Below are 13,073 nucleotides of genomic sequence, written 5' to 3'. Positions count from 1 at the left end.
GGCTTTTTAATTTACAGCAGCGCTAGATTTGCATCGCGTTTGCCGCAAACTCCGCTCAACCCAGAAACCGCGCCCTTTTTCGATGATCCACGATCCCACCCCCGGCCAAGACGAGACCAACGAAAGCGACAATAGCGACGAGGTCAAAGACCACGAAGTGGCGGATGCGGCCGGCATGCTTCGTCATCGGCGGATTCGCAGCTTCGTCACGCGTGCGGGACGGGTATCCACAGGACAGCGTCGCGCGCTCGATGAATTCGGACCGCGCTTTGTCGTGCCCTACGCGCCGCAGCCGCTCGACTGGGACGCCGCGTTCGGCCGTCAAGCGCCGCGCGTGCTGGAGATCGGCTTCGGCATGGGCGGGACGACTGCGGAAATCGCGTCGGCACGCCCCGCCGATGATTTTCTCGGCATCGAGGTCCATGAGCCGGGCGTGGGCGCGTTGCTGAAGCTGATCGGCGAACAGGCGTTGACGAACATTCGCGTCGTCCAGCACGACGCCGTGGAAGTGCTGGAACACATGATCGCGGCGGACAGCCTCGATGGCGTCCATATCTACTTCCCCGATCCGTGGCACAAGGCGCGTCACCATAAACGCCGGCTCATCCAGCCGAAGTTCGTTGCATTGCTCGTGTCCCGCCTCAAGCCGGGCGGGTATCTGCATCTCGCCACTGATTGGCAGAACTATGCCGAACAGATGCTCGAAGTGTTGTCGGCGGAACCGGCGCTGGAAAACACAGCCGGCTCGGATTACGCGCAACGTCCCGATTACCGGCCTGTGACCAAGTTCGAACGGCGTGGATTAAAGCTCGGTCACGGCGTTTGGGATCTCGTATTCAAGCGCCGCTGAAAGACAGCTAAACATCTGTCAGCCCAATACAAAAACAGGCCGTTCCAACCAACGTTGGAACGGCCTGTGTCGTATTTGCTTGCGGACTTCGAGCCTTGATTTTCAGTTTCAGCCAACACCGCCGCGCTGGCGAACGGCTCTAAAAACCGCGAATCATCACTCCGTCCAACTCAACCCGCCGCTATACCCGACAATCAGGATCAGCAGCCCGAAGCCGATCCGATACCACGCGAACGCCGTGAAATCGTGCGTGGCGACGTAACGCAACAGCCATCGGATACACACGAATGCGCTGACAAACGCAGCCACAAGCCCAACGATAAACAAGCCCAGCGAATCGACGGACAGCGTGCGCCACTCCTTCGCAAGTTCGTAAAGCGTGGCGCCGAAAATAATCGGAATAGCGAGGAAGAAGGAAAACTCAGTGGCGACTTTCCGTTCCAGCCCGAACAACATCCCGCCGATAATCGTCGACCCCGAGCGCGACGTGCCCGGAATCAGCGCGAAGCATTGGGCGAGCCCGACCTTGAAGGCATCGGCGTAAGAAAGATCCTCCACCGACGTCACCCGTGGCGCGATGTTGCGCTCGCGATGCCGCGCTTCCGCCCACAGGATTACGACCCCGCCCACGATCAGCGCGACGGACACCGGCACCGGCGCGAACAAAACGGCCTTGATGTGCTTTTCGAACAGCAAGCCAAGCACAACCGCCGGAATGGTCGCGATGATCACGTTCAGCGCGAACCGGCGCGCCTTGGGCTGCGTGGGCAACCCGGCGACGACCGAGCCGATCTTGCGCCGGTATTCCCAGACAATCGCGAGGATCGCGCCGAACTGGATCACGACGTCGAAGGTCTTGGCCTGGCCGTCCGTGAAATTCAGCAGACTGCCCACAACGATCAGGTGCCCCGTGCTCGATACCGGCAAAAACTCGGTCAACCCCTCCACCACACCCAGAATCAGCGCTTTGCAAAACAGGATCCAGTCCATCGCTCCGCCCTTTTGGCATAGTTTGGCCGTCGCCAGCCAAGCGTTCGGGCACGCGCGTACCGGATTGCGCCGAAAAAACTACTTCTCGACGATCTGCACGCGTATGCCGTTTGTAAGGACGGTGATTGTACCGGGTTCGTAATTAACACCGGCAAACTGTAATTGTTCTGGCTTGAATGTGTAGATGGGATAACGGTCCAGGAACTGCGTCGCCATGACCGCGCCGACCGCGTTGATCTGCTGGGCGTATTGCGCAGCCTCGCCGGAGACCTGAACGTCGTCGACCGTCGGTGACATCAGGATCACCGAGTGGCTGGCGGCATCGTAGGAAAGTTGACTGGAAAGCGTAAACACGCCGGTGACCGGATTGGGCATGAACGGCGTCGCGAGCCGCGCGTCCAGCCGTACGGTTATCCGGTTGCGATCAGGCGCGAGGCCGACCAGCGGATTGCTCAGCGTGACATCGAAGATCTGCGAGGCCGTGCGTTGGAACGGAAACTTGCGCTGTACCGCGTCCCGGACCTGCGCCTGGCTGAACGTGTAGTGATCGGGGATGAACGGAAATATCGATGCGGCGCATCCCTGGGTTCCCAGCGCCACCGCGCTCGCGCCGCCAAGGGCCGCGAGCAGGAACCGGCGCCGCTTCGGCGCAACGGCTTGAGTCATGCGAAATTCTCCAGTGACTTGAACTTGAATTTAAGCGATGAGCGTTCGACCGGCTAGGCGCGCTCAGGTTGCGTATCGATTTCGAGTTGCGTGAGCCAGGCCAGCGCGTAGGCGCGCGTGTCGCCGCACATGGACGCCGATGGCTGCAAGCCCGAGCAACAGGCCGGCCTGCGCGGATCGCCGAAAATCGCACAGCGCAGATCCGCGCCGAGCTGAACGCAACGCACACCGGCCGGCTTGCCGTCGGGCATGCCGGGAATCGCGCTCGAAATCGATGGCGCGATACAGCATGCACCGCAGCTTTCGCGGCAGGCGTGGACGGAGTTCGGGCGGGAGGCGGCAGACATCGGTTGGTACTGTTTGGGCAAATGGGGCGAATGGGGCAACCCGGCATTGTGCCACCGCGCGGCTGCGGCGTTATCACGCAAGAACCAGGGGAAGGGGTCGGCTAGACTCGGAGCACCCTCCTCAAGTCTGTCCGCAATGTCCCTCTTTCGCCCCGATCTGCTCACCAAATACGACGCGGCCGGTCCGCGCTACACGTCGTATCCCACCGCCGTTCAGTTCACCGACACCTTCGATCCCGCCCATTACCATCGGGCCGCGGCGGACCCGGGAGCGGCATCGGCGGATCTTTCGCTGTACTTCCATATTCCATTTTGCGACACCGTCTGCTTCTATTGCGCCTGCAATAAGATCGCTACAAAAAATCGTGCGCACGCGCGTCCGTATCTTGATCGGCTGAAACGTGAACTGGTGTTGCAGGCGGCCTGTTTCGATACCACCCGGCCCGTCTCGCAATTGCATTGGGGCGGCGGCACGCCGACGTTTTTATCCCACGATGAAATGGCCGAGCTGATGACCGCGACCGCTGAGTCGTTTCGCTTGCTACCTGACGCGCAGGCCGAGTATTCGATTGAAGTCGATCCGCGCGAGGCATCGGCGGAAACAATCGGTGTATTGCGCGATCTGGGTTTCAACCGGCTGAGCTTCGGCGTGCAGGACTTTGATCTGCGCGTGCAGCAAGCGATCAATCGCGTTCAGCCGCTCGAAACCACGCAGACGGTCATGTCGGCGGCACGGGCCGAGGGTTTCAAATCGGTCAGCGTCGATCTGATCTATGGCTTGCCGCATCAGAACGTAGAGAGCTTTAGCCGCACGCTCGACACGATTATCACGCTCGCTCCCGACCGGCTTTCCGTGTTTGGCTACGCGCATATGCCGAGCATTTTCAAGATGCAGCGGCAAATGGACGAAGCCACCTTGCCCTCGCCAACCGTGCGTCTGGCGATTCTGGAACGGGTTATCGAGAAACTGACCGAGGCGGGTTACGTGTATATCGGGATGGATCATTTTGCCCTGCCACACGATGAACTCGCTGTTGCGCAGCGAGCGGGCACGCTGCATCGAAATTTTCAGGGTTACAGCACCCAGGCGGATTGCGATCTGATCGGTTTAGGGGTTTCTTCCATTGGCAAGGTCGGCGATGTCTACGCGCAAAACGCCAAGGACATGGCCGGTTACGCCGCTGCGATCGATCGCGGTGAACTCGCGATTGCACGAGGCGTGCAGCTAAGCGCCGATGATCGGCTGCGGCGCGACATCATCACCGAAATAATGTGTCAGTTTTCGCTGCGCTTTGATGCGTTCGAAGCGGCTTATGGGATCCGGTTTGACGCTGCTTTTGCCAGTGAGCTGGAGCGCCTGAAATCGCTTGAAGCCGATGGCCTTGTCAAGGTGAACCGCGATGGGATTGATGTGCTCCCCGCCGGCCGCCTGCTCGTGCGTAACGTGGCGATGATCTTCGATCGGTATCTCGCCGGGAACGCCAGGCAGCGGTTTTCACGGACGATCTGACCGATAAGCCGCGGAGACATTCCCGCCGCGGTGGACCGCGTGCCTTGAATGCATCGCTGCGCCACGTAAGCTCGCTTTACGCACGAAGTTGCGTTCGAAGTTACGTTATTAAGCGCAGCTTATTTCTTCGTGAGCGCGGCACCACCCTCACGCTTCTCGCTGTCCACCGTGACCTTGCGCGGCCGGCCGCCACGCGCGCCGTTCGCGCGGGCCGCGGCCGCTTTGGATTCGCTGCGGCTGGCCCCGCCCTCCTTGCCCAGTCGCCTGGCCATGAACGATCGCGACCCCAGCACGCCAGCAAGTAACGGCGCCACGAGAATGTCGGCGTCGACGGTGGGGAAATACAGACCCGTGCCGGACGCCGTGATTTCGATCGTATTCAGGTCGCTGTCCGAAGCATTTTCCAGACCCTGAATAATCCGCGCGGGAATCGCGAACAACGCGCCATTCGACAGTTCGATAGCCACCCTGCCGTCCACCGGATTAAACGAGGCGGACAGGGCGACCGGATGTTCGGCAACGTGCTTGCTCATCCGCTCTTCGGCTTCGCGCATCTGGTGTTCGGTGATATCAACAAAAGCAGTCATGAAGTGTTTTCCATTCAGTGCACAGCGAGCCGACTACGTTTTGCATCCGGCGAGCGAAGGTATTTGCATCAACGTGCGAAAAACCGTGATTCTTTTGCAAGGTCGGCGGTCCGGCCGGACAGTGCAGGTTGAAAATGGCGTGTTGCTTGCCATCAAGGACATGCACGTGAGCAGGTTGATGGTCGTTTAAATAAATCACGACGCGGGCAGCGCCGATGCGGAAAATCGTTGGCATGTAGTCACTCTATCCGTTAGCTGCGTGCAAGTAAACCCAAACGCTTGGGTTTTTACAGGACTGTTGTTTGCCGCTGCAAAAGACCGCCTGCAGGAACCCGCCAAGCTTAGGCAGGAAGCGGTAACGGCGCTATCGGCCGAATGGCCGAGGGGCCCGGTTTATCGAGCGCCGCGCGCGCCGCGTCGAGTATTTATTACTGGGCTGGCTTAGAATGACAGCCACTTTTGGGCAAGTTACATCAGGCGTTTCATCGCGGCCTTCGGCACGGCAATGAGCAACGCCACGGTGCGAACGGATCACTCACCGCGCCGCATTCGCGCTCTGTGCAGAACGCCCGTCCTTGCCCCTTTTTGCAGCCCCTTTTACAGCCCGCCACGCCACCGGTTTCTCTCGACATCATGCCCATCACTTCGTCTCAGTTCGCGCCTCTCGCACAACTCGCCGCCGCGCTTCGTGACGGCAAAACCACCAGCCGCGAGTTGGTGGAGCAGGCGCTCGAACGCATTGCCGACCCTTCGGGGCAGGGAGCGGTTTCCTTCCTGCACGTCGATGCAGAGCGCGCCCGCGCCGCCGCCGACGCCCACGACGCGTTGCGCCGTGCGGGCACCGTCCTCTCGCCGCTGGCGGGCATTCCTGTGTCGGTCAAGGATCTCTTCGATATCGAAGGCCAGGTGACACGCGCCGGCTCGCGCGTACTGGCGGACGCACTGCCGGCAAAGGCCGACGCCGTCGCCGTTGCCAGGCTGCGGCGGGCGGGCGGCGTGATCGTCGGGCGTACCAACATGAGCGAATTCGCGTTCTCCGGGCTCGGGCTGAACCCGCACTACGGAACGCCGCACTCACCGTATCGAAGCAATGTAGCGGGCGACGAGCGGATTGCCGGAGGCTCGTCATCAGGCGCTGCGGCGTCGGTGGCCGACGGCATGGCGGCCATCGCGCTCGGCACCGACACCGGCGGCTCCATACGCATCCCGGCCGCGCTCTGCGGGCTCACCGGCTTCAAGCCAACCGCTGCCCGCGTGCCTACGCAAGGCGGCGTGCCGCTGTCCACCACGCTCGACTCGTTCGGGCCGATCGGGTTGTCGGTGGCATGCTGCGCGCTTGTCGACCGCATCCTGGCCGGCCGGGACTCCGGCGTACCCGCGACCCGTCCACTGGACGGCGTGCGTCTTGGCGTGCTGACGAACTACGTCATGGACGGCGTCGACGAAACGGTCGCCAGTGCCTACTCCGCGGCAATCGGACATCTGTCTGCAGCCGGTGCGCTGGTGGAAGACGTGCGTTTCGCGCCGCTCGATCGACTCGCCGAGGTCAATCGATTCAGCTTCGCGTCAGTCGAGGCTTATGCATGGCATCGGCCGCTGCTGCACGCACACGCCGATCAATACGATCCCCGCGTCCACGTCCGGATCCTGAAAGGCCAACCCGCCAGCGCGGCTGATTACATCGACTTGTTGCAGGCGCGCGCCGTAATGATCGAGCAGGCGCGCGCGCTGTGGCAGCGGTTCGACGCCATTGTGTGCCCGACCGTGCCGGTCGTGCCGCCGCGCGTGGCCGACCTCGAACACGATGACGAAGCATTTGGCCGGACCAACGCGCTGATCCTGCGCAACCCCTCTGTTTTCAATTTCCTCGATAGTTGCGCATTGTCGCTGCCGTGCCATCCGCGGGGCGAAGCGCCGGTCGGCCTCATGCTGGCCGGGGCGCCGTTCAGCGACGACACGCTGCTCTCCATCGGTCGTGCCGTGGAAGCCGTACTCGAAACCACGCGCTAAGCCGTTCATGCCATGCCTGAAACCGCCTTGGGGCAGGGATCGCGATAGAATTCCGTCGCGGGACGTGCCCTTTCAGGTGTTTTTTTCTCGAACAATTCGAAAAATATGAACAACTCCTTGAACCATTTCACCATGCACCACGACGAGCGCGAGATTCGCCGCGAACGACGATTGCTGGTCTTGCTCGCTTTGATCTCTCTCGGGCTCGTGGGCGGAGCGCTCTATCTTCAGTTCGTCAAAGGTGAAGATCCCTGCCCGCTTTGCATCATTCAACGCTACTTTTTCGTGCTGATCGCGGTCTTTGCCCTGCTCGGCGCTTCGTTCCGGGGATGGAGCGGGATCGCGCTGCTCGAAACGCTGGTTGCGCTGTCCGCTCTCGGGGGCGTGGTAGCAGCCGGACGGCACGTTTATGTGCAGGCGCATCCGGGATTCAGCTGTGGGTTCGATGCCCTCCAGCCCGTCGTGGATTCTCTTCCGCCCGCGAAGTGGCTGCCTCAGGTCTTCAAGGTCGCAGGGCTTTGCGAGACGCCCTATCCGCCCATTTTCGGACTCTCGCTTCCGCAATGGGGCCTTATTGCGTTTGCGGTGATCTTCCTGGCCGTCGCCGGCAGTTTGTGGGGCAAGCGCAGGTTGCGCGCCGGTTGAATGGGGATGGCGTACGGTTCGGACCTTAGACCTTAGCCGAGTTGCCCTCGCTTTCGGCAAGAACTGCGGATCCGCGCTGCGTGGCCGGCCTCAGGCTTGCCAAAGACGTTGTTGTCCAATCATGCTTTTTTGTAGCGCCACCGCGCACGAACGTCTGTCACCGTTATCCGGTCCGCCGGACTTCGACACCAACGGCCCAAAAAGTCTCCTCTCGCTTCATCGCGGTCTGTCCCATCCCTCGGGGTTCTGGCGTCGTTTCCGCCGACCCTCATCCGGCTCTTCGCATAGTCTTGATACGTTCGCCGGAATATTTTTGAGATATTGCGGTGATATCGTTATCTTTGGATGGCGATCCACGTGCGCGCTTTCGGCCTGGTTTCTTTTGAATCCGACGCCGATTTTCGCGTAACGCGCGCCCGATCCGCAATGTCTCGGACTTATTTATGACAACGCAAACCATCCGGTTCTTCCAGCGCAACGCCGTGCGAGAAGTGCACGACGTACCCGCTTCCCGCACGGTGCTCCAGCATTTGCGCGAGCACGACCAATGCACCGGAACCAAAGAGGGATGCGCGGAAGGCGATTGCGGTGCCTGTACGGTGGTGATCGGTGAACTCGATATAGACGGCCAACCCGTTCTCAAAGCTGTCAATGCCTGCATCCAGTTCATGCCTACGCTTGACGGCCGAGCGCTCTTTACCGTGGAAGACCTGCGCGCCAGGGACGGCACGCTGCATCCGGTCCAGCAAGCGATGGTCGATTGCCACGGCTCGCAATGCGGCTTCTGCACGCCCGGTTTCGTGATGTCGATGTGGGCGCTGTATCAGAATCAGCCCGCCGACGCCGGCCTGCCCACCCGGGACGAAATCAACGCTGCCCTCTCCGGTAATCTCTGCCGCTGCACGGGCTATCGGCCGATCGTGGATGCGTCGCAGAAAATGTTCGAGTACCCTCGCGCGCCGCTTGATCGCGAGACGCTCAAACGCCAGCTCCAAAGCATCCAGCGCAAGGAAACGCTCGCCTACTCGGCGCCCGACGCGCGCGGCGCTGCATTCGGCCACCCGACGTTCTTCGCGCCCGTCTCGCTCGCCGAATTCGCCCGCTTGCGTGCCGAGCATCCGGACGCGCGCATCCTGGCCGGCAGCACTGACGTCGGCTTGTGGGTCACCAAGCAATTCCGCAATCTCGGCGACGTCCTGTATATCGGCAATGTGAACGAGCTCAAGTCGATCACCCGCGACGGGCAATGGCTGAGCATCGGTGCGGCGGCCTCGCTGGAAGATTCATACGGCGCGCTCTCGGCTGTGTATCCGGAACTGGCGGAATTGTGGACGCGCTTTGCTTCGCGTCCTATCCGCAACGCCGGCACGCTCGGCGGCAACGTGGCGAATGGTTCACCTATCGGCGATTCCATGCCGGCACTGATTGCCCTCGATGCCCAAATCGTGCTGCAAAAAGCCGCCAAGGTTCGCACGATGCCGCTCGACGCCTTCTATCTCGGCTATCAAAAATCCGCGTTGGAAACGGGCGAATTCGTCGCGGGAATTCGCGTGCCGTTGCCATCGACGAAACTGCGCTTTCGGACTTACAAGGTATCCAAGCGCTACGACCAGGACATCTCGGCGGTGTGCGCCGCGTTCGCCGTGACGCTCGACGGCAACCGCGTGGTAACCGCACGTTTCGCGTTTGGCGGCATGGCTGCCACGCCCAAGCGGGCATCGAATGCGGAAGCCTTGCTGGTGAATGAAGAGTGGAACGAGGCCAACGTGCAAGCCGCCATGCGCGCGCTGGACGTCGACTTCCAGCCGCTCACCGACATGCGGGCGTCGAGCGCGTACCGCAGCAAGGTGGCGCGCAACGTGCTGTTGCGTTTCTTTCTGGAGACCCGTGAGGATTCGCCGCTCGCGCTCCGCGACGTCAACGCGTTCGCGTTCGATGTGCAATACGCGACATGACGCCACACCAAGCCCCAAGGACCACGCGATGAACAAGCGTACCGATCCACACCACATCGACCGTGCCGCCGCTGACGCGCTCGCGTTACACGCGGCCGCGAACAAGGCGGAGCGCGCGGCCATCGGCGTCGGCTTGCCGCACGAATCGGCGACCCTGCATGTGAGCGGCGAAGCGACTTACGTCGATGACATCGGGGAACTGCGTGGCACGCTGCACGCGGCGCTCGGTCTGTCGCGGCATGCGCATGCGCGCATCGTCTCGATCAATCTCGATCTGGTTCTGGCCGCGCCCGGCGTGATCGCCGTGTTCACCGCCGACGACATCCCCGGCGAGAACAATTGCGGCCCCGTACTCCATGACGACCCGATCCTCGCGAAAGATGAAGTGCTGTATTTAGGACAACCGATGTTCGTGGTCATCGCGGAAACGCACGATCTCGCGCGCCGCGCGGCAGCGCTCGCCAAAAGCGAGGAGGTGATCCGATACGAACCGCGCGAAGCCATCCTGACGCCGCGCGACGCGAAAGCGAAACAGCAGTTCGTGCTGCCGCCGCTGCATCTGAAACGCGGCGATCCAGACACAAAAATCGCGTCGGCGGTGCATCGGCTGCAAGGCGAATTCGAGGTTGGCGGCCAGGAACAGTTCTATCTCGAAGGGCAGATCGCGTATGCCATTCCGAAGGAACTCGACGGTTTGCTCGTCTACAGTTCCACGCAGCATCCGAGCGAAATGCAGCATCTGGTCGCGCATATGCTCGACTGGCCGACGCATAACGTCATCTGCGAATGCCGCCGGATGGGCGGTGGTTTTGGCGGCAAGGAATCGCAGTCGGGGATCTTCGCGTGCATCGCGTCGCTGGCGGCGCATCTGCTGCATCGGCCGGTGAAATTGCGTGCGGATCGTGATGACGACTTCATGATCACCGGCAAACGCCACGACGCGGTCTACACCTACGAAGCCGGTTTCGATAACGACGGTCGCTTGCAAGGCGCGCGCGTGGAAATTGCGTTGCGCGCGGGTTATTCAGCGGATTTGTCGGGCGCGGTGGCCACGCGCGCCGTCTGTCACTTCGACAACGCGTATTACCTGCAGGACGTCGACATCACCGCGCTCTGCTGCCGCACGAACACGCAGTCGAACACGGCGTTTCGCGGTTTCGGCGGTCCGCAAGGCGCGCTGGTAATGGAAATCATGATGGATGAAATCGCGCACCGTCTGAAGCGCGATCCCGTCGATATCCGTCGCGTCAACTACTACGGCATCACCGAGCGCAACGTGACGCCCTACGGCCAGACCGTGGAAGACAACATCATCGCGCCGCTGACTGACGAACTGCTGGCATCGAGTGCTTATGTGCAGCGGCGCAACGCAATTGCCGCGTTCAATAAAGCGAGTCCCGTACTCAAGCGGGGCATCGCGTTCACGCCGGTCAAGTTCGGCATCTCGTTCAATGTGCCGTTCCTGAACCAGGCCGGCGCGCTCGTGCATGTCTACAAAGACGGCTCCGCGCTCGTGAATCACGGCGGCACCGAGATGGGCCAGGGCCTGAACACCAAGGTCGCGCAGGTCGTGGCGAATGCGCTGGGCGTGCCGTTGTCGCGCGTGCGCGTGACCGCCACCGATACCTCGAAGATCGCGAATACATCGGCCACTGCCGCATCCACCGGCAGCGACCTGAACGGCAAGGCGGCCGAAGCCGCCGCGCTCACCATTCGCGGACGCCTTGCAGAACTCGCCGCGAAGCAACTCGGCGGACGCGCGGAAGACGTGAGTTTTCACGATGGCGTGGTCGAGTCGAACGGCGGCCAGATGCCTTTCGACCAACTGGTCGGAGCGGCCTATCTGGCGCGCGTGCAGTTGTGGTCGGATGGTTTTTACGCCACGCCCAAGGTCAACTGGGATGCGAAAACGCTGACCGGCCAGCCCTTCTACTACTTCGCGTATGGCGCGGCGATCTCGGAAGTGGTCGTGGACACGCTCACCGGTGAGTGGCGGCTGCTGCGCGCGGACATCCTCCACGACGCGGGACAGTCGATCAATCCGGCGCTCGATATCGGCCAGGTGGAAGGCGGTTTTGTCCAGGGCATGGGGTGGCTCACGACGGAAGAACTCTGGTGGAATCGCGACGGCCGGCTGATGACGCATGCGCCGTCGACGTACAAGATTCCATCGGTGAGCGACATTCCCGCTGCGATGAACATCGCGCTCTACGATAACCAGAACGTCGAGCCGACCGTGTTCCTGTCGAAAGCCGTGGGCGAACCGCCGTTGCTGCTCGGTTTCTCGGTGTTGCTGGCGATCCGTGCCGCGGTGGCGTCGGTCGCGCCCGATTCGACCGATGCGCCCGTACTGCGCGCGCCGGCCACACCCGAATCGATCCTGAATGCGCTGGACGCGCAGGCCGCGAAAGCGTTCGCCCCAATGGCCGCAGACGTCGCGCAGCCTGTGTCGGTCAACTAACAAACCGGAGCCTGTTCGATGCCAGCCTGGCTACACGATCTGCAACACCTTCTCGCACACGGCGACGCCGTCGTGCTGGTGACGGTCGCGCGCGTGGAGGGCTCGGCGCCGCGCGAAGCGGGCACGAAGATGATCGTCACGCGTGACGATGCACGCCACACCATCGGCGGCGGCCATCTGGAATGGAAGGCGATTGAAACCGCGCGACAGGTGCTCAAAGACGGCGCGCGCAGTCCGCACATGCGGCGGCTCGAGCGTTTCGCGCTCGGCCCAAGCCTCGGTCAATGCTGCGGCGGCGCGGTCGTGCTGGCGTTCGAGCGGCTGGATGTAGGCGATCTCGGCTGGGTCACGTCATTGAATAAACGCATGGCGCAGGGACTATCCACGGTGCGCAGCGTCGGCTTCGGGCCGGTCCCGGACAGCGTGATGATCTCCGACCCGGAACCGGGCGTAGCCGGCCCCGATTGCCTGCTCTGGGACGGCGCGGGTTTCGATGAAAGCGGTTCGTTGCTGACCGAAACCATCGCAGTGCGCGAGTTTCAGGTGGTGCTGTTCGGTGCTGGCCATGTGGGTGCGGCGATCGTCAGGGTGCTCGCGAATCTGCCGTGCCGCGTGGTGTGGGTCGACGAGCGCGATGAAACCTTCCCGCCCATTGACCGGCTCCCCGACAATGTCACGATGGACGCCAGCGGAATCCCGGAAGCCGCTGTGGACGAAGCACCGGCCAACAGCTATTTCCTCGTGATGACGCACGACCACGCGCTCGACCTGACGCTCGCCGAGCGTATTCTCCGGCGCGGTGATTTTGCATTTTTCGGCATGATCGGATCGCATACGAAGAAGGTGCTGTTCGAGCGCCGACTGACTTCACGGGGCATAGACCCCATGCGGATCAAGCGCATGACGTGCCCGATCGGCGTACCCGGCATTGACGATAAAGCGCCGGAAATGATTGCAGTATCGGTGGCAGCGCAGTTGCTGCAGAAGGTCGAGGAACGCGCCGCGCACAGCTACAATTCGGCGCAGCATCCGCAAACCGCGTGATCCAGACC

General features: G+C 62.0%; 12 protein-coding genes. 7 read left to right on the top strand and 5 right to left on the bottom strand.

The features are described from left to right. Positions 1–82 precede the first annotated feature (82 nt). Positions 83–850: a tRNA (guanosine(46)-N7)-methyltransferase TrmB gene (gene trmB / locus ACSQ36_RS04460; protein ID WP_436181038.1), complete on the top strand. Its 768-nt coding sequence runs from the start codon at positions 83–85 to the stop codon at positions 848–850. 156 nt (positions 851–1,006) lie between these two features. On the opposite strand, the gene ACSQ36_RS04455 is transcribed toward trmB, so the two are convergent. The 3 genes from ACSQ36_RS04455 to ACSQ36_RS04445 all read right to left on the bottom strand — a co-directional run bounded on the left by ACSQ36_RS04455 (position 1,007) and on the right by ACSQ36_RS04445 (position 2,853). Beyond that, positions 1,007–1,840 carry an undecaprenyl-diphosphate phosphatase gene (locus ACSQ36_RS04455; protein ID WP_436181037.1) on the bottom strand — a complete coding sequence of 278 codons (834 nt, stop codon included), beginning with the start codon at positions 1,838–1,840 and terminating at the stop codon, positions 1,007–1,009. A gap of 78 nt (positions 1,841–1,918) precedes the next feature. Continuing rightward, a complete protein-coding gene (locus ACSQ36_RS04450) occupies positions 1,919–2,506 on the bottom strand; it encodes a DUF1439 domain-containing protein (RefSeq protein WP_436181036.1) in 588 nt (195 codons plus the stop codon). Positions 2,507–2,559: 53 nt separating this feature from the next. Then, positions 2,560–2,853, bottom strand: coding sequence for a YkgJ family cysteine cluster protein (locus ACSQ36_RS04445; RefSeq protein WP_213762554.1), 294 nt, complete (start codon positions 2,851–2,853; stop codon positions 2,560–2,562). A gap of 136 nt (positions 2,854–2,989) precedes the next feature. Here ACSQ36_RS04445 and hemN point away from each other — a divergent pair, with 136 nt between their 5' ends. Then, positions 2,990–4,363 carry an oxygen-independent coproporphyrinogen III oxidase gene (hemN, locus tag ACSQ36_RS04440; RefSeq protein ID WP_436181035.1) on the top strand — a complete coding sequence of 458 codons (1,374 nt, stop codon included), beginning with the start codon at positions 2,990–2,992 and terminating at the stop codon, positions 4,361–4,363. 119 nt (positions 4,364–4,482) lie between these two features. Here hemN and ACSQ36_RS04435 read toward each other — a convergent pair whose 3' ends face one another. After that, positions 4,483–4,950, bottom strand: a complete 468-nt coding sequence (locus tag ACSQ36_RS04435; RefSeq protein WP_436181034.1) for a DUF2442 domain-containing protein — start codon at positions 4,948–4,950, stop codon at positions 4,483–4,485. Further along, complete coding sequence (locus ACSQ36_RS04430; protein WP_158936452.1) at positions 4,934–5,185, bottom strand: DUF4160 domain-containing protein; 252 nt, start codon at positions 5,183–5,185, stop codon at positions 4,934–4,936. The genes ACSQ36_RS04435 and ACSQ36_RS04430 overlap by 17 nt, the downstream gene beginning before the upstream one ends. A gap of 398 nt (positions 5,186–5,583) precedes the next feature. On the opposite strand from ACSQ36_RS04430, the gene ACSQ36_RS04425 reads away from it, so the two are divergent. From ACSQ36_RS04425 to xdhC, 5 genes are all read left to right on the top strand, one after another. Beyond that, positions 5,584–6,960 carry an amidase gene (locus ACSQ36_RS04425; RefSeq protein WP_213762551.1) on the top strand — a complete coding sequence of 459 codons (1,377 nt, stop codon included), beginning with the start codon at positions 5,584–5,586 and terminating at the stop codon, positions 6,958–6,960. 132 nt (positions 6,961–7,092) lie between these two features. Beyond that, entirely contained in the window at positions 7,093–7,605 is a 513-nt protein-coding gene (locus ACSQ36_RS04420; protein ID WP_436183086.1) for a disulfide bond formation protein B, read from the top strand. 443 nt (positions 7,606–8,048) lie between these two features. Continuing rightward, a complete protein-coding gene (xdhA, locus tag ACSQ36_RS04415) occupies positions 8,049–9,560 on the top strand; it encodes a xanthine dehydrogenase small subunit (RefSeq protein WP_436181033.1) in 1,512 nt (503 codons plus the stop codon). Between the two features lie 28 nt (positions 9,561–9,588). Next, the gene (xdhB, locus tag ACSQ36_RS04410; protein WP_436181032.1) at positions 9,589–12,021 is read left to right on the top strand and encodes a xanthine dehydrogenase molybdopterin binding subunit; all 2,433 of its coding nucleotides are present in this window, start codon (positions 9,589–9,591) and stop codon (positions 12,019–12,021) included. 18 nt (positions 12,022–12,039) lie between these two features. Further along, the gene (gene xdhC, locus ACSQ36_RS04405; protein WP_436181031.1) at positions 12,040–13,065 is read left to right on the top strand and encodes a xanthine dehydrogenase accessory protein XdhC; all 1,026 of its coding nucleotides are present in this window, start codon (positions 12,040–12,042) and stop codon (positions 13,063–13,065) included. The last annotated feature ends 8 nt before the right edge of the window (positions 13,066–13,073 follow it).

The sequence above is a fragment of the Caballeronia sp. LjRoot34 genome (assembly GCF_964253815.1).
Classification (GTDB): domain Bacteria; phylum Pseudomonadota; class Gammaproteobacteria; order Burkholderiales; family Burkholderiaceae; genus Caballeronia.
Note: the sequence above shows the minus strand (reverse complement) of the source record. Positions and strands in the feature narration are given on the sequence as shown.